The sequence below is a fragment of the Schaalia sp. JY-X159 genome (assembly GCF_014525425.1).
Classification (GTDB): Bacteria; Actinomycetota; Actinomycetes; order Actinomycetales; family Actinomycetaceae; genus Scrofimicrobium.
Map to the genome: position 1 here is coordinate 291,466 of NZ_JACEXI010000004.1, position 21,650 is coordinate 313,115.

The window sequence follows — 21,650 nt, forward strand, 5'->3', positions numbered from 1 at the left end:
CTGAGACCTCTCCACTACCGCGGGATGGCCCCATCACCGGATACCCGTAGCTTCGCCGGTGAGGGTTCTACCCCGCTCGCCCAAGAAAAGCTACTGTGGATATCGCCGAGAACACGACTCTGTGGAAGTGAGGGCAGATGACAACCGAACAGCTCACCTCGATTGCCATGCTGAAGACTGGGAGCCCCCATTCTTCGGGAGTTTTTGCGGTTCGGGAGGGGCTTGCACTGCCCACCCCTCGCGGGCGGGACATCCTTGTCCAGGTACGTTCTGTATCCGTGAACCCCATAGATTGTCGAATTCGCCGCGGTGAGAGCACCGGACCCGAAAGTGGCGTCCTCGGCTTCGATGCGGCCGGAGTTGTGACCGCCGTGGGGGCAACTACTCGCCTGTTTGGCGTTGGTGACCACGTGTACTATGCCGGCCAAATAGACCGTTCTGGAGCCAACACGAACCTGCAGGTCGTTGATGAGCGAATCGTCGGGCACAAGCCAAAGAATGTGTCATTTGCCGAGGCCGCTGCACTTCCGCTCACCGCCTTGACTGCCTGGGAGGGCCTCTTCGACAAACTTCGACTGAACTCGGCTTCTGCGGGCACACTGCTCGTTCTCGGGGGTGGGGGTGGGGTTGGTTCCATGGTTATTCAACTGGCCCACGCACTCACGGATGTGCGGGTCATTGCTTCGGCTTCTCGCTCGGAGACTAGACGATGGGTGAAGGAACTTGGAGCGCACACCGTTGTGAACCACTCGTCTGAGAACCTCGAAGAGGAGATTCGCCGCGCAGCGCCAGCCGGTGTTGACTACGTGTTCTCCACGCACTCGGCCGGGATTCTTCCTCTCCTAGCGCGAGTCATGAATCCCTTCGGTCAGATTGTTGCGATCGACTCAGCACCCGAGGACGACTTCCAAGTCCTGAAACCAAAGGCCCTAACCTGGCACTGGGAGAACGTGTTCGCGCGAGCTGTGCATGGCGCCCTCGACATCACCAATCAGCACCGAGTCCTAGATGCTGTCGCCGACCTGGTCGAGGCGCGCAAGATCCGCCCGACCATGACGCAGGTTTTCCAGGGGGTAACCGTTGCAAATCTTCGCGAGGCTCACAGGCGCCTCGAGCTTGGCCACACAGCGGGCAAGATCGTCCTCGTTCGCGACGATGTGCCAGAAAGCGGATTGCTCCCGCGTGGCTTCAAAGTAGAGTGACCAAGGCTGGCAGCCCCGGTTTGTGAGACACACGTCCGGGCAGCGAGCGGCTGGGCTAGAGTCGTTCCGTGATGAAGATGCTAAGCAATGACTGGTGGTTGACCTAAACGGTCGCCAGTTGTTGACGGCCGCCCAAGAGAGGCAGGCTATGCAATCTGAGGGCGGCGAACCCGGGAAACCAGGTTTAACCCGGAAGGAAGGACGCCCCCCATGGAAGCGACCACTACGACTGACGAAACGACGTCTGCCCTGCCTAGTGCAGTTACAGAACTGCTGGATCCGACCTCGGATAAGCCGGTGGCAATTATTCGCCGCCAGGATGACGATGTCGCCATGGTGCTTACCGGCGCGGTGGGAAGCGCAGAGCTTCTCGCGGACATTCCTTTGGAGGGCGGCGACGTCCTTGCGCTGATTCCCTTCCACCAGATCCGGGAGAGAGGCTGGGAGGCGCTTGCGGGTGAGGAGGCGCTGCTCTACTTGCAGGTCACATCCCGTTGGGAAGTTCCCCTTGAGGCCCTGTTGGGGGCCATTCCGTCGTCACCGCCACCGACAGAAGACATTGGGTTCGCGGTCTCCGATGAGGAGTACGCGGATGAGGTCGGGCGGATAATCGCAGATGAGATCGGTCGGGGGGAGGGCGCAAACTTCGTAATTCGCCGTGACTACCGGGCACATACTGACGCTCCGGCGCGCGAAGCAGTGATGTCGTGGTTGCACGCGCTTCTCAGTTTCGAAGCGGGGTCCTACTGGACTTTCGCCTGGGTCGGGGGTGGGGTTGCGTGTGCGGGAGCGTCCCCCGAACGCCACGTCTCAGCCGAGGACGGAACCGTCCTCATGAACCCCATTTCGGGGACATACCGCCACCAGCCAGACGTGCCGACTGTGGAAGCCCTGCTGGAGTTCCTCGGGAACCGTAAGGAGTCTGAGGAGCTGGTCATGGTCGTCGACGAAGAGCTGAAGATGATGTCGGCAGTCTGCCCGGACGGCGGTGTCATGCGCGGCCCCTACCTGAAGCCGATGACGCGCCTCACCCACACCGAGTACCTCCTTGAGGGAAGGTCGGACCTGGATCCCCGTGAGATCCTGAAGTCCACCATGTTTGCGCCAACGGTGATTGGGTCGCCCATGGAGAGTGCGTGCCGGGTGATTGCCCGCCACGAGACCAGCCCGCGTGGGTACTATTCGGGCGTCCTCGCGCTGTTTGAGTCCTCGCCAACGGGATACCGCCTGGACGCCCCAATACTGTTGCGAACTGCGTTTATTGATGAGGCCGGCGACATCACCCTATCCGCTGGCGCCACTCTGGTACGTCATTCGGATCCGCTCAGCGAAGCGCATGAGACTCGCGCCAAGGCCAGCGGAATGCTCACGGCATTGGGACTTTTGCCGAGGGCGGAGCGCACAGCAACCCCGTCCGCGCCGCAGTCATCATCTCCCACGGCCCACATGGTGGATTTGCCGCAGGTTCAGGCCGCGCTCGCCGACCGCAACCGCGACTTGGCCCCGTTCTGGAGGGACGCGCAGACGTCACGCGGTTCGCTCTCGGGGTCTGCCCTACTTGTGGACTGCGGTGACGACTTCAACCAAATGCTTGCCCACCAGCTTCGTCACCTCGGTCTTGATGCCAACATCGCCTCTTGGAAGGACGTGTCCGGCACAGAGGACGTCGACCTCGTCGTTTTTGGTCCAGGCCCCGGTGACCCAACAGATCTTCACGACCCGCGTGTCGCACGCGTGAGGCAGCTACTTCAGTCCCGTATCGAAGCAGGCAAGCCGACGGTCGCGGTTTGCCTTTCCCACCAGATTCTCTCAACTCTGGCTGGGCTTCCCATTGAGGTTCTTCCAGAGTCGCGCCAGGGCCTGCCGTTGCGTGTGAAAATCCTTGGAAATGAAGGGCTCATCGGCTTCTACAACACATTCGCTGCGGTGGCTGAGGACGGAAGCATGACTCCCGCCCTCGACCTCGTTGTGGAGGCGGATCCGGAGACAAACGTGGTCAACGCCCTCGTCGGAGATCACGTGGTTAGTGTTCAGGGGCATCTTGAGTCGGTGCTGTCGTACGATGGCTTTGATGCACTGGCGGCAGTTGTGGAGCGCGCGCTTAGGTAGGCTGGGACAAAGAGGCCGCCAGGTTTGCAGAGCAGTGCGGACTCGGCAGGCGTGCGGGCTATTGCGAAAAGGGTGGAAGCGTGGCGAGATGCTAGATGTCGGCACAATAGCGCAGTGGATGCTGGAATGGTATCCACCGACAACCGCGGAATCTTGGGATCGTGTCGGGCTGATCGCCGGATCCCGCGCCACCCCGGTTACCCGCGTCCTCTTGGCGATTGACCCTGTCGAGGTCGTCGCAGAGCAGGCAGTTCAGCTCGGGGCGCAGATGCTTATCACCCACCATCCCCTTTACTTGCGTGGGACTTCATTCGTGTCCGAGGACGATGCCAAGGGAAGATTCATATCAGGTCTGATCAGGACAAACACGGCACTGCTCAACGCCCATACCAATGCGGATGTCGCATCTAGCGGAGTAGGCCAGGCTCTGGCCGATCTGGTCGGAGTTGCAGATACCGTGCCGATGGTGCCCTCTTCGGATGACCCCAGTATCGGTCTGGGCCGCATCGGGAGACTCTCTTCCCCGATACGGTTGAGGGATTTTGCGATCGTCGTGGCGGGCGCTCTACCTGCGGGCCCAAATGGGATTCTGGTGGGTGGGGATCCAGACCGCATGGTTTCTACGGTGGCTGTCTCAGGGGGATCAGGGGATTCCTTCCTTGAGTTGGCAGGGGACCTGGGTGCCGATGTTTACGTCACTGCTGACCTTCGACACCATCCCGCCTCGGAGCACCTGGAGGACGGCGGTCCGGCGCTGATCTGTGGGTCCCACTGGGCTACAGAATGGCCGTGGCTTCCCGTCCTCGCCGGTGCGCTAGAAGAGCGGGCGGCAGCTCAGGGCGAGCAGCTGGAAGTTGTCGTATCCCAAATCTGTACAGAACCATGGTTCGAACATCTCACCACGACGGGTTCCACTGCGGACCTTGCCACGGTGCCTAGCGAAGGGACACGAGCGTGAAAGTAACCCATGAGGACCAGTTGACACTGCTGGAACTGCAGGAAACAGACCTGCAGATTTCAAGGCTGGGACACCGGATTCAGTCGAACCCACTGCACGAAAAATTGCGTGAGCTAACGGGGCGGGCGGGAGACTTACATCGATCTGTGATTGCGCAGTCGGCAAATCTTGGCGACCGCCAGCGCAAGATTGATGATGTTGAGACTGAGGTCGCGAAGGTGGAACAGCGACGCTTGGTTCAGCAGCAGCGGCTTGACTCGGGCAAAGTCGGTATCCGTGACATGAGCGCGGTGGAGCATGAGATCAAGAAGATCGTTGAACGTCGCGATCAGTTGGAGCTGGAGGTCTTGGAGCTTCAAGAGGACTACGAGAAGCATGAGGAGTTTCTGGCGAAGACCGAAGCAGCAGTTCGGGCACTAGGTGAGGATGAGGCGAAGACAAGGGATCAGCTCGCCGTGGACCTTGCGGAGCCAGCTGCTGAACTCGCGCTGGCTGAGGCGAAGGCAACGGGGCTTCGCGCATTGCTTCCAGACTCGGTGCTGGACGAGTATGACCACCTCCGGGGACGTTTGGGCGTTCTGGTGGTGTTGCGTTTCGAGGAGGGGCGGTTGGTGAACGCTCCCTTGGAGTTGAGCCACGCGGAGTTGGCGGCTCTAATCCGCGCTCCCAAGGATGAGCTGTGGGAGGCGGAGGATTCGGGGTACTTGGTGGTGCGGGTCTAGCCGCACACAGCTCGGCTGTCTCGACGCGTCGAGTCCCCCCACCAGCACTTCGCACCGCCTACCCCGGCGGCTCCAGACCTTCCGGCGCGCTGTCACCGCGTGCAAACCGTGGTGGTGAGTTGGCCGATACGCCGGGTTCTGTAGGCGCCGCGCCGAAGCGCAACGCTGGCGACCATTCATCTAGGACTTACGTTGCCGTAAGCCTCAAGCGGTCTACCCGAAGGTAAGGAGCGAGCAGCTCCGACCTTCTGCTTGACCTTGCACCGGGTGGGGTTTACCTAGCCAGCCAAGTCACCTTGGCTGCTGGTGCGCTCTTACCGCACCGTTTCACCCTTACCGCAACCCCGCTGTTAGACGAGGGCGCGGCGGTTTGTTTTCTGTGGCACTGTCCCGCGGGTTGCCCCGGGTGGCCGTTAGCCACCACCCTGCTCTGAGGTGCCCGGACGTTCCTCGTCAGCATCACTTGCGTGAGGCTCCCGCGGCCGCCTAGCCAACTCACCGAGGTAAACCCTACCCTGTGGTCGCGCCGAGGGCTACCACAGGGTAAGCCGAGGGCTACCACAGGGTAAGGGGTAGTCGAGGCAATGAGGGCGACCACGTGGCTCCGGGTTGGAGAGGCAGCGTGATTGTGGCACCTAGATCCGGCCCAGGACTATGTCGTCGTCCAGAGATTATGCAGGGGTCGGGGGCGGGGTCTAGACCGAGGCCCGACCTCCGGCTTCACCTTGGGCTCGTCCAAGGCGGTCGATTGCGTCCACCACTAGATCCCAGAATCGGTCGGCATCAAGCGATACTCCTGCCTGCGTGTGGCAGTCAGCAGGTATATGGGCGGGACGCAGTTCGGTCACAGTCATGCCTTGCGTGTGCTCACCACGTATCTCCACGGAGATGGGAGCTCGCACAGTGCCGACAATCGACGGGTCAATCAGTCGGGCTACTGCCACCGGGTCATGAACGGGTGGGAACTCGAAGCCCTGTTCGTCGTGGTATGCCTGTCGGAAGAAGGCAAACAGATCCAGCACGAACTGGCTGAGTGGGGTGCCAAGTGCCTCAATTTTTGCGGCCACCTCATCCGTCGCAAGCGCCAGGTGAGTAACGTCGAGGCCGATCATGGTCACTTCCCACGGTGCGTCGAACACAATGTGAGCAGCCTCGGGATCGATCTTGATGTTGAACTCGGCAACCGCCGACCAGTTGCCAACATGCATCCCCCCGCCCATGAGGACAACCTCTTTGACGCGTTCAATTATCCGGGGTTCTTTGCGAATCGCCATTGCGATATTGGTTAGGGGCCCGGTGGGAACCAGCGAGATGGTCTTCGGCTCGGCCTCCATAATCGTGTCAATGATCAGGTCGACGCCGTGACGCGGATCGAGCTCCATGGCAGGTTCCGGAAGGTCGACTCCGTCAAGCCCGGAGATGCCGTGCACATCCGCATCCTCGCCTTCACCAATGAGAGGTCGTACGCATCCGGCGGCGACCGGAACGTCTGTTATTCCGGCCATGGTCATGATGCCCAGTGCGTTCCTAGTCGTCTTCTCGAGGACGGCATTGCCACCTACAGTCGTAACAGCGACAAGCTCAATCTCGGGACTTCCGTGAGCGAGCATCAGCGCGATTGCATCATCATGACCGGGGTCACAGTCGAGGATAATCTTGCGCATTGCTGGCTAGACCGCTGGGGCAGTTGGGACGTCGTTGTGCGCCTGCTGGTCGGCGTAGACGGCGGCACCGACTATGCCTGCAGTATTGCGCAGGTCCGCAGGCACTATTGGGCACTTCAAATCCAGCTTGGGGAGGAACTGGGCATGTTTCTTAGAAACTCCGCCACCCACAACCATCAGATCGGGCGAGAAGAGCATTTCGATATGGCTGTAGTACCGCTGGAGGCGGGAGATCCATTCTTCCCAAGAGAGTTCTTGCTTCACCCGCTGGCTTGCAGCTGCGTGTGATTCCGCGTCACGACCATCAAGTTCAACGTGGCCCAGTTCGGTGTTCGGCACAAGGATTCCGTTGTACAAGAGCGCGGAGCCAATCCCAGTGCCCAGCGTCGTGACGATCACTGTCCCCTTCACATCTTTGGCGGCACCAAAGTAGTACTCGGCAACCCCGGCAGCATCTGCATCATTGAGCACTGTGACTTGGTGGCCTGTCACCTCCTGGAAGAGTTCGTCGGCATTGATGCCGGTCCAGCTCTGATCGAGGTTGGCGATGAAAGGGATAACGCCGTGGATTACCGGAGCGGGAACGGTAATGCCAATTGGGACGTCAGGGTCGGCGCCGAGCTCATCAATGATGGTCTTGCAGATCTTTGCGACCGACTGCGGCGTTGAGTGCTCCGGGGTGTCATAGCGAATTCGTTCCCCAATGAACTCGCCTTTTTCGAGGTCGACAAGAGCCCCCTTGACTCCTGATCCACCAATGTCGATTCCAACGCCGATATGTGTCATTCCAACAACCTCTCTTGCTACCCACCGTCGGGCGCCACTCGAAAAGGAGCTATGGGAGCGTAAGGATCTCCGCCCCGTCCTCCCTAACCACAATAGTGTGTTCATACTGGGCTGTACGGCCTTTGTCCTTGGTTGAGACTGTCCACCCGTCATCCCACTGGTCCCAATCGACAGTTCCTAGTGTCAGCATGGGCTCGATGGTGAACACCATTCCCTCTTCCATCAAGTCAGAGTAGAGGGGGGCGGAGTCATAGTGGGGCACAATCAAGCCTGAGTGAAATGCTTCCCCGACACCGTGCCCCGTGTAGTCCCGTACGACTCCGTATCCAAAACGCTTTGCATATGCGCTGATCACCCTGCCAATCACGTTGAAGGGGCGCCCGGGCTTCACCGCTTTGATGCCGCGCATCATTGCCGTTTGCGTACGCTCCATAAGCAGCGCGCTCTCAGCATCAACGATGCCGACGCCAAACATGGCGCACGTGTCGCCATGGACGCCGTCCTTGTAGGCAGTGATGTCGATATTGACAATGTCGCCTTCCTCAAGGGGACGATCATCGGGAATACCGTGACAAATTACCTCATTGATTGATGTGCAGCACGCCTTCGGGAAGCCCATGTAGCCCAGACACGACGGATAGGCTCCGGCGTCGACAATGAACCTATGAACGGCTCTGTCGATCTCATCTGTGGTGGTGCCGGGTTGGACCAGAGAGCCCGCCAGCTCCAGCGCCTCCGCGGCAATGCGACCTGCCTCCCGAATCCGCTTGACCGTCTCTGGTGACTTCACGTCCGAGGTCGTCACGACCTCGGGTCCGTCATGGAACATGTATTCAGGCCTGGAAATGGAAGGCGGTACGGGCAACATCGGCGATACCACCCCCGGGGAAAGGGTTCCAAGCGGTGCCCGCCCTGCTCCGGTTGCGTCAACCATTTTCAATTTCCTCTCTGAGGCCCAAGCCACGAGGCTTCGAGCCTGACTCCATGATCCATGCTGCGGCGCGTCTTACAGATTTCTCTACTGGACGCGATAGTTGTCTGGCCCAGGAAACGAGCCTTTCTTGACAGCACCAACATACTCCGCTGCGGCGCGTTGGAGTTCAGCCCCCAGCTCGCCGAAACGGCGCGCGAAAGATGGTGTCCATTCAGTCATTCCCGCCATGTCAGACCAGACAAGAACCTGTCCATCACAACGGGGTCCGGCCCCGATTCCGATTGTCGGTATCTTCAACGCCTTTGTGATTTCTTTCGCGAGCTGCGCGGGAACCATTTCGAGGACGACACCGAAGGCTCCGGCTTCCTGGAGGGCAAGGGCGTCGGCCCAAAGTCTTTCCCCCGACGATCCGCGACCCTGAAGTCGCGGCCCCCCAAGAGCGTGCTCAGACTGGGGTGTGTAGCCGATGTGACCCATGACAGGGATGCCGCCCCCAACCAGCATTTCTACTGCGGGTACGCGTTCCACACCGCCTTCAAGCTTCACGGCATGCGCTCCCGCCCTCATCAATTGAGCCGCCGCCTCAAATGCCGTCTGCGGGCCCGTCTCATAGGTTCCGAATGGAAGATCCGCGACTATGAGCGGGCGGGATGTAGACCGTGCCACCGCCGCTACGGCCCGCTCCATATCTTCCAACGTGACTTTGAGCGTCGAGTCGTAGCCAAGTGTCACGTTTCCGAGTGAGTCGCCCACCAGAAGCATGTCAACACCGGCCGCTTCGAATATCGGGGCGGTTAAAGCGTCGTATGCGGTGAGCATGGTTAGAGGGCGTCGGTCGTCTTTTGCCTGCTGCAAGTGGTGTAGGCGAACCCTACGTGGGTGATCGGTTGATGTCATGTCTCCACCTCCACAACTATCTTGTCACGGCCCTCCGACATTTCGAGTGTTGGGTGCTTCTCGCTCTCACGATGGGGGCCCGGTCGGTTGATGTCGGAAGGGACGGTTAGAGTAGTGACGAAGAAAAAGGGAACTGTTGTGCGGTATGTTGCCGCCGCGTTCTGTAAGGATTTACGAATGAAGGGACGTTCATGCCGACCACAGGCGACGCTCTCAATGCCACGCAACTAGACCCGCGCGATGGCGACGCGATTTCAGCGTGGGTAGCTTCGGCACGTGCACTCATAGAAGCTGCCAGTTCACCGGACGAACTGCGTGACGTGAAAATTGAAGTCTTTGGCGATAAGTCTGCTCTCGTCCTCGCGAACCGAATGATCGGAAAAATCGACCCGGGGGATCGTGCGGTGGCCGGTCAGAACCTGGGTGGTGCAAGAAAAGCCCTGACGGCCGCATTTGATGCCCGCAAGGAGGTGCTTGACGAAGAAGCTCAGGCTGAGGTTTTGCGATCCGAGGGCGTGGATGTAACCGTTCCAACTAGACGCGTCCCAACCGGCGCGCGACACCCGCTTGAACTACTTATCTGCCAGATTGAGGACTTTTTTCTCTCCATGGGCTGGCAAATTGGTGAGGGGCCAGAGGTTGAGCATGAATGGTTCAACTTTGATGCGCTGAACTTCGATGCCGATCACCCAGCCCGCCAGATGCAGGACACCTTCTACATTGACGGGACCACCGTCGGTGGGGCGGACGAGGGCGATGGGGCGCTGGTGATGCGCACCCATACTTCCCCGGTGCAATCACGGGCACTACTTAAGCACGGTGTTCCGCTCTATACAGCAGTGCCAGGAAAGGTGTTCCGCAGCGACGCACTCGATGCGACGCACACTCCTGTCTTCCACCAGGTTGAGGGCCTCGCAATTGACAAGAACCTAACAATGGCCGACCTGAAGGGCACCCTGGACCACTTTGCTAGGGCAATGTTTGGAGAGGGGGCAAAGACGCGACTCCGTCCCTCTTTCTTCCCCTTCACCGAACCCAGTGCTGAGATGGACTTCTGGTTCCCCCAGAAGAAGGGCGGGCCAGGGTGGATTGAGTGGGGTGGATGCGGGATGGTCAATCCCAACGTCCTTATCGCTGCCGGTCTGGATCCCAATGAATACTCGGGCTTTGCCTTCGGAATGGGGCTGGAGCGCACATTGATGCTTCAACACGGAATCTCGGACATGCATGACATTGTTGAGGGTGACCTGAGGTTCTCACGCCAGTTCGGACTGTTCGGAAAGGGACAATAACATGCCTTACATCTCTCTTTCATGGCTGCGTGACCACGTTGAAGTGCCTGCGGATTCCACAACGGAGGATCTTGCGGAGGCGTTGGTAAAGGTTGGAATCGAAGAGGAAGAAATCCTGCCGGCTGCAGTGATCGGCCCTCTGGTTGCAGGCAAAGTCCTCTCCATCGACACGTCTAGGCAATCCAATGGCAAGGACATCAACTACTGCCGAGTAGACGTTGCGCAGTACAACGATGCTCCGGGCACAGGGGTTGAAAAGTCTGATTTGCCCAGCCGGGGGATCATCTGCGGAGCCCACAATTTCTCGGTGGGTGACACGGTCGTGGTGGCATTACCTGGCGCTATCTTGCCCGGGCCCTTCCCAATCGCTTCGCGGAAGACGTACGGCCATGTTTCCGATGGCATGATTTGCTCGGAACGCGAACTCGGCCTCGGCAACGACCACGACGGCATCATCGTCCTAGACAAGACTCTCTCGGGCGCGGATTTGCCCGCTCCTGGGACCGACATGATCCCGCTTCTGAACCTCGGGGAAGAGGTTTTGGAGGTGAATGTAACCCCGGACCGCGGCTATTGCTTTGCTGTGCGCGGTTTGGCGCGTGAATACTCCCATTCCACCGGAGCGAAGTTCACGGACCTAGGCCTAGAAGATGCGGTTGACGGGGGACTTCCACAGTCGTCTGTGGGTTCATTTGAGGTCCAAGTGGCGGAAGACTCCACTCTGGATGGACGGCCCAGTGCCGATCGTTTCGTGACCAGGATTGTCCGTGGAATCGACACATCTGCACCCACTCCCGACTGGATGCGTAAGCGGCTTGAGCAGGCTGGCATGCGTTCCCTGGGGCTCGCTGTTGACGTCACCAACTACGTGATGCTCGATCTGGGCCAGCCGCTGCATGCCTACGACCTTCGATCTGTTGAGGCGCCTTTTGTCGTCCGCCGCGCTACCGAGGGCGAGGCCTTCGTAACCCTGGATGGTACCGAGCGAAAGCTGGATTGCGGCGACATTGTCATTACCGATTCCCCCGAAGGCCCGGGCAGTAGGATCGTTGGACTTGCTGGAGTGATGGGTGGTTTGGACTCTGAGGTACTCAGCGACACCACGGATGTGGTTATTGAAGCCGCACATTTCGACAGCGTGTCGATAGCGCGGACTTCAAGGCGTCACCGCCTGTTCACTGAATCGTCGAAGAGGTTTGAGCGTGGGGTAGACCCAAGACTCGCCCCGGTTGCCGCTGCACGGGTGGCAGAACTCCTTGCGAAGTACGGGGGAGGGTCGGTTGATGAGAGCGGGTTTGACCTGAACACTGTTGCACCCCCGGTTGCGATCCGCATGGCCGCTTCTGAACCTGAGAGACTCACCGGAGTGGCGTACACCGAGGCGCAGATTATCGACTACCTCGAGTCAATCGGCTGTTCGGTCCAGGTGACTGAAGTAGATGCCAGTAGTGAAGAGGGCGTGGAGGAAGGCTGCCCAGTCACGCAGTTCCAAGTCACCCCACCCACGTGGCGCCCCGACCTTGTGGGCCCGGCACACCTCGTGGAAGAAATTGCTCGACTTGATGGATATGACAAGATTCCCACCCGTGTAGCCATGGGCCCGGGATCCCAAGGACTCTCGGAGTCGCAGACAGTACGGCGCAACACGGCTGATGTGCTGGCAAACGCCGGCCTTGCCGAGGTTAAGTCCTACCCGTTTGTCGGGGACGCTCACGACAGGCAGCTATTGCCAGAAGACGACGTGAGGCGCAGAGCAGTTCGATTGCGTAATCCGTTGGCTGATGACGCACCCCTACTTCGAACCTCCTTGCTAGACAGCATGGCGGAAATTGCGGAGCGGAATGCTTCCCGGGGTGTAACGCCGCTCGCTCTGTTTGAGATGGGTCAGGTGACACTGCCTGCCGGTACCGTTCCATCTCCGATCCTTGGAGTTGACCGTCGTCCGTCGGAGGATGAGCTGGCCGCGCTCCTGCGGGGAGTTCCCTCGCAGCCGTGGCATGCTGCCGCAGTTGTGGGTGGCGTGTTTGCCCCGCAGTCTGGCACCCAGCTGGAAGAAGGCACACCGTCCCAGCTGAACTGGGGCTGGGCGGACGCGATCGATTTGGCTCGCCAGATTGGTGCAACCGCGGGAGTCAAGGTGGAGGCCAGCAGGACTTGGCTGCCTGAAGGGACCCAAATCCTGCGTGGTGCGCCACTACCTGCGACTGTTGATAGCCCCGAGGATGCAGCCCCGTTCCACCCTGCACGCTGCGCAACACTGTTTGTTAGGTCGGGGAAGGGGTACAAGGTCGTTGGTCGTGCTGGCGAACTGCACCCGAAAGTGGCGTTAGAGTACGGCTTGCCCGCGCGTGCCGCGGCGATGGAGGTCGACCTCGACCTCATTGCAAGTTTGACGAAGCCCGGCTTCCTCCAGGTCAAGCCGGTGTCTACTTACCCGCCAGTTAAGGAAGACCTGGCTGTTATCGTGGCTGACTACATCACAGAGGCAGATGTTGCCTCAGTGATTAGGCGCGGGGCAGGCCAGCTTCTGGAATCGCTTACCCTGTTTGACATTTACCGTGGTGAACAGATCCCAGAGGGGTCACGGTCTCTTGCATACTCACTCACCTTGAGGGCCCCAGACCGAACCTTGAAACCTCAGGACGTAGTCGATGTGCGCACAAAGATCATTGGCGACGTGGAAAAGCGCCTGAAGGCGACGGTCCGCACCGGATAAAACCCATGTAGAACTCAGGAAACCCACCTTTTCGTCTGACGTACCCAAACTCGGATGAAACGGTGGGTTTCCTTTTAGTCCACGTATCCCACGTGTTCAGTCTCACCGTCTCATTCCTGGATACGGGACTGCAACTTATTCACTCCACCGTATGATTATCCAGTCGACAATTCTTGATTGGGATCGGAGGGTGGCGTGGTAGAGACAGGACTGGACACAAAGACCGCGCGTCACGATGCCATCCTTGAACTGGTTTCGGCGGGCCCGGTCACCTCACAGGGACAGTTGAGAGAGCTGCTTTCGGAGCGCGGGTTCGAAACCGCCCAAGCGACCCTCTCACGCGATCTCGCAGAGTTGCAAGCCGTAAAAGTGAAGACCAGCAGTGGAGTATCCATCTATTCTGTTCCCGACGTTAACGGCGTGCACACAGGGACGACTCTGGAGGGGAATGCGCGGCTGGCACGTTGGTGCCAGGACCTGTTGGTTAGCGCTCAGGAGGCCCAGAACCTCCTTGTCTTGCGCACTCCGTCGGGGGCCGCAAACCTGCTTGGTTCGGCTATTGATTCCTCCCGGCTCCCGGGCGTCCTCGGGACAATTGCTGGTGACGACACAATTCTGCTCATCTGCGACAGTGACGCGCGGGCCCAAAAAACTCGCGATCTGCTCACGAAGTTGGCTGAACGCGGCTCAGGATCGCCCTCGAATGAGTCACCCTCTGGCTAGACCCCGAAGCAAACCAAATTTCAGCCACACACTAGACAATCGTCCCGAGTGAGTTCACCGGGTAGAGACATGGAATAAAGAGCCCTTCAGAAGGGTATGAAAGGTAGCGGCAATGAGCCAGGCAAAAGACCGGGTTGTTCTTGCGTACTCGGGAGGTTTGGATACCTCTGTAGCAATCGGTTGGATTGGTGAGCAGACGGGGGCCGAGGTCGTCGCAGTTGCCGTTGACGTGGGGCAGGGCGGTGAGGACCTAGAGGTGATCCGCCAGCGAGCACTGGACTGTGGCGCCGTCGAAGCCTACGTTGCTGACGCTAAGGACGAGTTCGCCGAAGAGTACTGTATGCCGGCCCTCAAGGCTAACAGCCTCTACATGGATCAGTACCCGCTGGTTTCGGCGATTTCCCGCCCCCTCATTTCCAAGCACCTGGTGAAGGCTGCCCGTCAGTTTGGTGCGCACACTGTTGCCCACGGTTGCACGGGCAAGGGCAATGATCAGGTTCGGTTCGAGGTCGCGATCACTTCCGTGGGTCCCGACCTCACGTGTTTGGCTCCGGTTCGCGACCTCGCCCTCACACGCGACGTAGCTATTGATTACGCGGTCAAGCATGACCTGCCCATCGAGACCACGAAGAACAATCCGTTCTCCATAGATCAGAACGTTTGGGGACGCGCAATTGAAACCGGGTTCCTTGAGGATATCTGGAATGCGCCGACCAAGGACGTCTACAACTACACCGATGACCCAACATACCCACCGCTGCCGGACGAGGTCGTAATAACCTTTGATCAGGGAGTTCCCGTCAAGATCGACGGACGCCCCGTAACACCGCTGCAGGCCATCCAAGAGCTGAACAGGCGCGCTGGCGCCCAGGGCATCGGGCGTATCGACATCGTGGAAGACCGCCTGGTAGGCATCAAATCTAGGGAAATCTATGAGGCCCCCGGTGCGATCGCCCTCATCACGGCCCACAAGGAGCTGGAGAACGTAACGATTGAACGCGAGCAGGCCCGTTTCAAGTCACGTGTTGATGAGCGCTGGTCGGAACTGGTTTATGACGGCCAGTGGTTCAGTCCACTGAAGCGTTCACTGGATGCGTTTATTGACGATACGCAGACATACGTGTCAGGCGACATCCGCATGACATTGCATGGCGGTCGGGCGACGGTGACGGGGAGGCGTTCGGATACCTCGCTGTACGACTTCAACCTTGCAACGTATGAGACCGGCGATACTTACGATCAGACCAACGCGCGTGGGTTCATTGAGATCTTCGGGATGACTTCAAAGCTCGCTGCAGCCCGTGATGCCAAGTACGGGCGGGGAGTAACGATCTAGGAGTTCGCGCGTTCCACGGGGCAGGACATACACCGTGGGCCGCCGCGGCCTCGACCCAACTCAGACCCCTCGATTTCGATGACGTCGATGCCAGCGTTACGCATCGCCTTGTTCGATCGGGGGGTTCTTGAGTATGCGATGACTTTGCCTGGTGCCAGCGCCAACATGTTGAAGCCATCGTTCCACTGTTCGCGGGACAGTTCTGCGGCGGTAGCGTCGGGCCAGATGAACTGAAGTGGCCGCTCCAGAGTTGCTTCCAGTGCTTTGGGGACGTCCTCGGGCATTGCGCGGACGACAATGCGTTCGTAATCTGCATCCCATTCGAGCAGTACGCAGGGCGACCCGATCACTTCCGGATAGATGACGAACTTATCCCGGTCAACCTGGGTCAAAACTGTGTCGAGGTGCATGAACTCGCGCCGTTCCGGCAGCATCACGGCGAGGACCCGGGTGGCCTTACCTGCGTGGAACAGGCGCTCTGCAAGTCGTTCCACACCCTGGGGGGTAGTCCTCTCAGAGACCCCCACCGCCAACGCGCCACCGCCGAGGATGAGAATATCGCCGCCCTCGGCTGAGCGGTGCGCGCCTGACATCCCGGTGGTCCAAATGTCGAAATCTGCATCCTTGAATCCGGGATGGTACTGGTAGATAGCGCTGTAGTGCAGAGATTCGCGTCGCCGTACCTCGCGGCTCATCGAGTTGACCGCCACACCGCCGTACATCCACACCGATGCGTCGCGGGTGAAGAGGTGGTTGGGGAGGGGGCCGATGAGGAAGTCGTCCTCTTTCAAAGTCTGCGCCACCAGGGAGGGAACTTCAGCGATCTTCTCCCACTCGGACTTGGTAATTCCCTCCACGCAGAGGTGCGCTGTCTGCGCGGGCGTGAGGGAGTCTGCCCAGTCCTTCAGCGACGGCGATAGCAGGGGGCCGAGGCGCTTGTAGTTGATGGTGTTGTCGAGGACGAACTCTTTTGCCTCTGCATTCCCCAGCGTCTCTTTGAAAAGGTCCATGAACTCCAGCGCCACGACACCTTGGTCCTGCATCTGCGCCACAAAGTACTCGTGTTCTTCCTTCGCGCGTGCTGGCGAAAGCAGGTCGTCAAACAGGAGGTGGTCGTGATTTGGGGGTGTGAGTCGCTCCATTTCCCGCCCCGGCCTGTGGACGATCACGGTCTGGAGGGGGGAGACTTCGTCCTCCACATTGATCCTGAATGTCCCTCGCGCAGCATCTGTGGTGGTTTCGTTGTTCATTCGAACTCGACTTTCTCAGGCTACCTACGAGGATACCCAGGTCGGCCGTCCCCCGTACGAAGGATGCGGCGTTATCCACAGATAGGGGCGGACTCGAATGCGCGATGCGTTTCGAAAAGGCATGATTGGGGTATGGCTGACGAACAGAAAACTAAGAGTGATGGCGCGACTGAGTCCGCATCGTTGTGGGGGGGCCGGTTCCGCTCAGGTCCTTCTCCGGAACTGGCGCGGCTCAGCCTCTCGACCCACTTCGACTGGCGTCTGGCCTCGGACGACATCGCGGGGTCCAAGGCACATGCGCGCGCCCTTGCTGAGGTGGGGCTCCTTACCGAAACGCAGTTGCGTGACATGCTGGCCGCGCTTGACGTGCTGCTTGACGACGTGTTGGCGGGGGGCTTCCTTCCGACAATTGAGGACGAGGACGTGCATACCGCCCTCGAACGTGGACTTATGGAGCGCGCGGGGGCTGAGCTTGGCGGGCGGCTACGCGCCGGGCGTTCGCGCAACGACCAGATTGCGGCGCTAACCCGGCGTTACCTGCGGCGCCAGGCGCGCCATATCGGGGCTTTGACACTCTCCCTTGTTGACGCCCTGATTGAGCAGGCTGAGGCCGCAGGGGACGCAATCATGCCCGGGCGTACCCACATGCAGCACGCGCAACCGGTTCTTGTGGCGCACCAACTGCTTGCGCATGCGTGGCCGCTAGTGCGGGATGTGCAGCGCTTAGAGGACTGGGACAAGAGGGCTGCTGCTTCGCCGTATGGTGCTGGTGCTCTGGCGGGAAACACCCTTGGGCTGGATGCGCAGCAGATTGCAGGACAGTTGGGGTTCGACCGGGTTGAGAACAACTCAATTGACGCGACGGCTTCGCGCGATGTGATGGCCGAGCTTGCCTTTGTATTTGCGATGATCGGGATAAACCTCAGCCGCATCTCTGAAGAGATCATTATCTGGAATACCCATGAGTTCGGTTACGTTCGTCTTGATGACGCGTACTCCACTGGCTCTTCGATCATGCCGCAGAAGAAGAACCCGGATATTGCAGAGTTGGCGCGCGGCAAGGCTGGGCGGATGATCGGCGACCTGACCGGGTTGCTCGCAACCTTGAAGGGGTTGCCGTTGGCGTACAACCGGGACCTACAGGAGGATAAGGAGCCACTTTTTGATCAGATCGACACTCTTGATGCATTGCTTCCCGCATTTTTCGGAATGATCGCAACCATGAAACTCAACTATGCGCGCATGGAGGAAGAGGCGCCGCAGGGTTTCTCGCTTGCGACCGACATCGCGGAATGGCTGGTTCGCGAAGGTGTTCCGTTCCGGGTTGCGCATGAGGTTGCGGGAGCGGCTGTTACTTACTGTGAGGATAGGCAGATTGAGCTTGGCGACCTGACAGAAGACGATTTGCCGAACATTGACCCGCATTTGAGCCCCGACGTCCTCGGGATTCTCACGACTGCTGGTTCAGTGCGTGCCCGCAGTGGGGCTGGCGGAACTGCTCCGGTGCGGGTGCGTGAACAGATTGGGGAGCTACGGGAGCAAACCGTCGCGGCCGCGAGGTGGTGCGAGAGTTAGGCCACCTTGACCGGGGCAGCTTTGTCTACGAAAGTGCGCCGACGTAATCTGAGCGTGCGGGAATAGGTGCCGTCTTGGCGCACCTAATGAATTCACAGATATAGAAGGAGATACGGTGAGCGACCTCATCGAAGAACTCCGCTGGCGCGGACTGGTTGCACAACACACGGACGAAGAGAGTTTGTCCGCGGCGTTCGAGGACGGTCCTGTCACTTTCTATTGTGGTTTCGACCCAACCGCACCCTCCTTACACCACGGTCACCTTGTGCAACTGATTCTGATGCGGCACCTACAGAATGCAGGTCATCGGCCGCTCGCCCTCGTCGGAGGGGCGACCGGACTTATTGGTGACCCTCGCGATGTCGGTGAGCGATCAATGAATGACACCGAGGTCGTGGAAGAGTGGGCAAACCGCCTCCGCAGTCAGATTGAGCGGTTCCTCGACTTTGAAGCCGAAGACAATCCTGCGCGGATGGTTAACAATCTGGACTGGACTGCAGATGTGTCAGCCATCGGGCTTCTGCGTGACATTGGCAAGTACTTCCGCTTGGGAACGATGCTCTCCAAAGATGTGGTTGCGCGCAGGCTCAAGTCTGATGAGGGGATTTCGTACACGGAATTCTCCTACCAGATCCTCCAAGCCAACGACTTTCTTCAGTTGCTGCGCCGTTACGGATGCACTCTGCAAACCGGCGGTAACGACCAATGGGGCAACCTTATTGGCGGGATGGAGCTAATCCGTAAAGTGGAGGGCAAGAACGTTCATGTCCTGACCACGCCGGTGATCACGAAAGCCGACGGGACGAAGTTCGGTAAGTCTGAGGGTGGAGCGATCTGGCTCGACCCGAAGATGATGAGCCCGTATGACTTCTACCAGTTCTGGCTGCAGACGGCGGATGAGGACGTAGTGCGGATGCTCAAGGCATTCACCTTCCTCCCGCGTGAGGAGATCGAGGCGCTGGAAGTTGCGACTGTAGAGCAGCCCCACGCGCGGGCCGCACAGAAAGCCCTTGCGGCTGAGGTAACTCGGTTTGTTCACGGCGACGACGAACTCGCGCGTGTTATGGCAGCAACCGACGCCCTTTGGGGTCGTGGTGATCTATGGGAGGTCGACGCGGCCACACTGGCTTCCGCCATCCAAGATCTGCCTAAGACAACCGTTGTACCTGGCGAAACCACGGTTCTCGACGCGCTGGTCGGCTCCAGCCTAGAAAGTGGCCGTCAGGCAGCGCTTCGTACCGTAAAGGGGAACGGGTTGTCGATCAACAATGTGAAAGTTACAGATCCCGACCACGTTCTGGGTGAAGAGGACTTGCTTGCCGGCGGTGTGGTGCTGCTCCGAAAGGGCCGCAAAACTCTGGCAGCAGGGCTCGTCGAAAACTAGGTTCTCGGCCTCGGGCACATAGGGGCTACGCGGTTTCCCGATAGGTTGTTGCTAGACGAAGAAGGCCACGATGTTTGAGTCTGTCAGTCGAGCAGTTGGATCACTGTGGTGGCGACTCCTCCGCAATGGACCTCCGGATGATCCGGCTGATGAGCCGGTGGATGTGCTTATCACCGCCCAGGAGCATGAGCGTGTGGTGCTGCACGTCCTCGACCTCGCCACCCGGCTCGGGGATGCGATGCTGTCGGCTGGTGCGTCGGCGCACGAGGTGACGGTTGCATCGACGCGTGCAGCCCGCGCCTATGGCCTCACGGACGTACACGTTGTCGTCACCTACAACTCACTTTCGGTGTCCTTCCAGCAGGGCGAGGACGAGTGGCCTGCGACGGTGATGAGGGTCGTCAAGTGGGATGCGCCAGACCATTCAAAGCTGCAGGCTCTGCAGGAGTTGCTGTATCGGATTGAGGGCGGCCTCGACCTCAACCTAGCGCGGGCGCGATTGCGCAGGATCCGGCGCACTAGGTTCCCCTACAGGCCCGCCGCAGTCGTGGTGGCGTCTGCTCTCCTGGCCATGGGCGTCAGCGTCATGTTCGGAGCCTCCGCAGCCATAATGGCGGCAACTTTCGCTGCTGCTCTGATGGCCGCTGTTGTGCAGGCGACGCTTGCGAGGACGGGTCTGCCGCTTTTCTTTAACCAGGTCGCCGGAGGATTCGTCGTCACACTGGTGACGGTTGGTGTTACGGCTGCCGGTGACGCGGGTCTCGAGGTGTTCACGGACGTTAGGCCGTCGATCATTGTTGCCTCCGGAATCATGATGATGTTGGCGGGCATGTCTGCGGTTGGTGCAACCCAAGATGCCATTGATGGGTTTGCGGTAACTGCTAGTGGGCGCATTCTTGACCTGATGATGCGCACTTTGGGTGTTGTGATCGGCATTCTGGTTGGCCTGCAGGTCGGCGTGGTGATGGGGACGGTTGTCCCTCTACTTCCGACTGCGCTTCCGTTTGGCTCGGTTCCTCAGCAGCTGGTCGGTGCGGCAGTAGTGTCCGCCGCGGCCGCACTGACGAATGGGGGACGTTTGAAGACAATATTTGTCAGCGGGATGCTCGGTGGCGTCACCATGATTGGCTTTGCCGTCGCGACTGCCTTGGGTCTAGATATGGCTACGGCCAGTGGGGTGGGGGCGCTTGCGTCTTCATTTGCTGGTGGGGTAGCGGCTAAGAGGCTGCACATTCCAGCCATCGCTGTCACAACCGCCGCGATCATCCCGCTGGTTCCGGGTGTTGCCATCTTCAGAGGTCTTCTTGGAATTGTTCAGGCCGAGGGCGCGTTTGACGGTCTGGTCATCGGTGGCAACGCGCTAGTACTGGCCGCGATCACTGCAGTGGCGCTGGCTGCTGGGGTTTCCTTCGGCCTATATATGGCAACCCCGGTCCGCGATACTCTGCGTCGCGTAACCCGATCCCGCGTAGGGCTACACCATTAGGGAGACGTCGGTAACAGAATGAGTGAATCGGGTGAGTCGAGCAGAGTACGAGGGCGGTTTCTACCATCGGGACACGCCCGAACACGGAGCATGGAGGCTGAAGATCACCGCTGTAAACATGCAGATCAACTAGGGTTTTAGACTGTGTGGCGCCCATCATACGGACGGGACTAGACGGAGTGGGGCGTTTTCGGTAATGTTGTCTCTCGCCGGAAGTTACGGGGAAAGCCCAAGAGGGAATGAACCGAAACCGGCAAAACGCCCAGCAAATTCTGCAAAATGGGGTGTTGTTTGTGAACTTGATAGTGTGTTTTTGTTTGTTTGAGTGTACTCAATAAATTTTTTTGTTGGTGTTTTTTTGGTTGGGATTGCAGCCTTTTTGGTTGTTTTTTTCTGGCATTTTTTGTTGGAGAGTTTGATCCTGGCTCAGGACGAACGCTGGCGGCGTGCTTAACACATGCAAGTCGAACGGATTGCTTGGTGCTTGCACTGAGTGGTTAGTGGCGAACGGGTGAGTAACACGTGAGTAACCTGCCCCCTTCTTTGGGATAAGCACCTGAAAGGGTGTCTAATACTGATTATTCTGCTGGAATCGCATGGTTTTGGTTGGAAAGGT

16 protein-coding genes, 1 rRNA gene and 1 other RNA gene are annotated in these 21,650 nt (G+C 59.2%); 12 read left to right on the forward strand and 6 right to left on the reverse strand.

Annotation, left to right across the window (positions count from 1 at the left end; translation table 11 throughout):
* The first annotated feature begins 137 nt into the window (after nt 1-137).
* The 4 genes from IDL90_RS08795 (at nt 138) to IDL90_RS08810 (ending at nt 4,991) form a co-directional block, all read left to right on the forward strand.
* Nucleotides 138-1,202, forward strand: a complete 1,065-nt coding sequence (locus tag IDL90_RS08795; RefSeq protein ID WP_187995174.1) for a zinc-binding alcohol dehydrogenase family protein — start codon at nt 138-140, stop codon at nt 1,200-1,202.
* A 210-nt stretch (nt 1,203-1,412) separates the two neighbouring features.
* Entirely contained in the window at nt 1,413-3,311 is a 1,899-nt protein-coding gene (locus tag IDL90_RS08800) for a chorismate-binding protein (protein WP_187995176.1), read from the forward strand.
* 88 nt (nt 3,312-3,399) lie between these two features.
* A complete protein-coding gene (locus IDL90_RS08805) occupies nt 3,400-4,269 on the forward strand; it encodes a Nif3-like dinuclear metal center hexameric protein (RefSeq protein ID WP_187995178.1) in 870 nt (289 codons plus the stop codon).
* A complete protein-coding gene (locus tag IDL90_RS08810) occupies nt 4,266-4,991 on the forward strand; it encodes a hypothetical protein (RefSeq protein WP_187995180.1) in 726 nt (241 codons plus the stop codon). The genes IDL90_RS08805 and IDL90_RS08810 overlap by 4 nt, the downstream gene beginning before the upstream one ends.
* A gap of 111 nt (nt 4,992-5,102) precedes the next feature.
* Here IDL90_RS08810 and rnpB read toward each other — a convergent pair.
* From rnpB to panB, 5 genes are all read right to left on the reverse strand, one after another.
* An RNA gene (gene rnpB, locus IDL90_RS08815) (RNase P RNA component class A) lies at nt 5,103-5,489 on the reverse strand.
* Between the two features lie 197 nt (nt 5,490-5,686).
* Nucleotides 5,687-6,655, reverse strand: coding sequence for a nucleoside hydrolase (locus IDL90_RS08820; protein ID WP_187995182.1), 969 nt, complete (start codon nt 6,653-6,655; stop codon nt 5,687-5,689).
* A gap of 6 nt (nt 6,656-6,661) precedes the next feature.
* A complete protein-coding gene (ppgK, locus tag IDL90_RS08825) occupies nt 6,662-7,441 on the reverse strand; it encodes a polyphosphate--glucose phosphotransferase (RefSeq protein WP_187995184.1) in 780 nt (259 codons plus the stop codon).
* 49 nt (nt 7,442-7,490) lie between these two features.
* Nucleotides 7,491-8,309 carry a type I methionyl aminopeptidase gene (gene map / locus IDL90_RS08830; RefSeq protein WP_187995238.1) on the reverse strand — a complete coding sequence of 273 codons (819 nt, stop codon included), beginning with the start codon at nt 8,307-8,309 and terminating at the stop codon, nt 7,491-7,493.
* A gap of 150 nt (nt 8,310-8,459) precedes the next feature.
* Nucleotides 8,460-9,272, reverse strand: coding sequence for a 3-methyl-2-oxobutanoate hydroxymethyltransferase (gene panB / locus IDL90_RS08835; protein ID WP_187995186.1), 813 nt, complete (start codon nt 9,270-9,272; stop codon nt 8,460-8,462).
* 191 nt (nt 9,273-9,463) lie between these two features.
* Between panB and pheS the strand changes: the two genes are divergently transcribed.
* From pheS to IDL90_RS08855, 4 genes are all read left to right on the forward strand, one after another.
* Nucleotides 9,464-10,564 carry a phenylalanine--tRNA ligase subunit alpha gene (gene pheS / locus IDL90_RS08840; protein WP_187995188.1) on the forward strand — a complete coding sequence of 367 codons (1,101 nt, stop codon included), beginning with the start codon at nt 9,464-9,466 and terminating at the stop codon, nt 10,562-10,564.
* A 1-nt stretch (nt 10,565) separates the two neighbouring features.
* Complete coding sequence (gene pheT / locus IDL90_RS08845; protein ID WP_187995190.1) at nt 10,566-13,280, forward strand: phenylalanine--tRNA ligase subunit beta; 2,715 nt, start codon at nt 10,566-10,568, stop codon at nt 13,278-13,280.
* Between the two features lie 195 nt (nt 13,281-13,475).
* Nucleotides 13,476-14,003, forward strand: a complete 528-nt coding sequence (locus IDL90_RS08850; protein ID WP_187995192.1) for an arginine repressor — start codon at nt 13,476-13,478, stop codon at nt 14,001-14,003.
* A gap of 112 nt (nt 14,004-14,115) precedes the next feature.
* Nucleotides 14,116-15,339, forward strand: a complete 1,224-nt coding sequence (locus IDL90_RS08855) for an argininosuccinate synthase (RefSeq protein ID WP_187995194.1) — start codon at nt 14,116-14,118, stop codon at nt 15,337-15,339.
* Here the strand turns inward: IDL90_RS08855 and IDL90_RS08860 are convergent.
* Complete coding sequence (locus IDL90_RS08860; protein WP_187995196.1) at nt 15,336-16,589, reverse strand: arginine deiminase; 1,254 nt, start codon at nt 16,587-16,589, stop codon at nt 15,336-15,338. The genes IDL90_RS08855 and IDL90_RS08860 overlap by 4 nt on opposite strands.
* 132 nt (nt 16,590-16,721) lie before the next feature.
* Here IDL90_RS08860 and argH point away from each other — a divergent pair, with 132 nt between their 5' ends.
* From argH to IDL90_RS08880, 4 genes are all read left to right on the forward strand, one after another.
* A complete protein-coding gene (argH, locus tag IDL90_RS08865; RefSeq protein ID WP_187995198.1) occupies nt 16,722-18,164 on the forward strand; it encodes an argininosuccinate lyase in 1,443 nt (480 codons plus the stop codon).
* 115 nt (nt 18,165-18,279) lie between these two features.
* Nucleotides 18,280-19,548 (forward strand): tyrosine--tRNA ligase, encoded by a 1,269-nt coding sequence (gene tyrS / locus IDL90_RS08870; protein ID WP_187995200.1) that lies wholly within the window; start codon nt 18,280-18,282, stop codon nt 19,546-19,548.
* Nucleotides 19,549-19,618: 70 nt separating this feature from the next.
* On the forward strand, nt 19,619-21,034 hold the full coding sequence (locus IDL90_RS08875; RefSeq protein WP_187995202.1) for a threonine/serine exporter ThrE family protein: 1,416 nt from the start codon (nt 19,619-19,621) through the stop codon (nt 21,032-21,034).
* Between the two features lie 403 nt (nt 21,035-21,437).
* Nucleotides 21,438-21,650 (forward strand): 16S ribosomal RNA (locus tag IDL90_RS08880); the annotation flags it as partial.

Excerpts from the sequence above, each read along its gene's own strand:
- pheS (WP_187995188.1), top strand. The coding sequence starts at position 9,464 with ATGCCGACCACAGGCGACGCTCTCAATGCCACGCAACTAGACCCGCGC.
- IDL90_RS08805 (WP_187995178.1), top strand. The coding sequence starts at position 3,400 with ATGCTAGATGTCGGCACAATAGCGCAGTGGATGCTGGAATGGTATCCA.
- panB (WP_187995186.1), bottom strand. The coding sequence starts at position 9,272 with ATGACATCAACCGATCACCCACGTAGGGTTCGCCTACACCACTTGCAG.
- IDL90_RS08875 (WP_187995202.1), top strand. The coding sequence starts at position 19,619 with ATGTTTGAGTCTGTCAGTCGAGCAGTTGGATCACTGTGGTGGCGACTC.
- pheT (WP_187995190.1), top strand. The coding sequence starts at position 10,566 with ATGCCTTACATCTCTCTTTCATGGCTGCGTGACCACGTTGAAGTGCCT.
- map (WP_187995238.1), bottom strand. The coding sequence starts at position 8,309 with ATGTTGCCCGTACCGCCTTCCATTTCCAGGCCTGAATACATGTTCCAT.
- IDL90_RS08855 (WP_187995194.1), top strand. The coding sequence starts at position 14,116 with ATGAGCCAGGCAAAAGACCGGGTTGTTCTTGCGTACTCGGGAGGTTTG.
- IDL90_RS08860 (WP_187995196.1), bottom strand. The coding sequence starts at position 16,589 with ATGAACAACGAAACCACCACAGATGCTGCGCGAGGGACATTCAGGATC.
- IDL90_RS08820 (WP_187995182.1), bottom strand. The coding sequence starts at position 6,655 with ATGCGCAAGATTATCCTCGACTGTGACCCCGGTCATGATGATGCAATC.
- argH (WP_187995198.1), top strand. The coding sequence starts at position 16,722 with ATGGCTGACGAACAGAAAACTAAGAGTGATGGCGCGACTGAGTCCGCA.
- IDL90_RS08795 (WP_187995174.1), top strand. The coding sequence starts at position 138 with ATGACAACCGAACAGCTCACCTCGATTGCCATGCTGAAGACTGGGAGC.
- ppgK (WP_187995184.1), bottom strand. The coding sequence starts at position 7,441 with ATGACACATATCGGCGTTGGAATCGACATTGGTGGATCAGGAGTCAAG.
- IDL90_RS08800 (WP_187995176.1), top strand. The coding sequence starts at position 1,413 with ATGGAAGCGACCACTACGACTGACGAAACGACGTCTGCCCTGCCTAGT.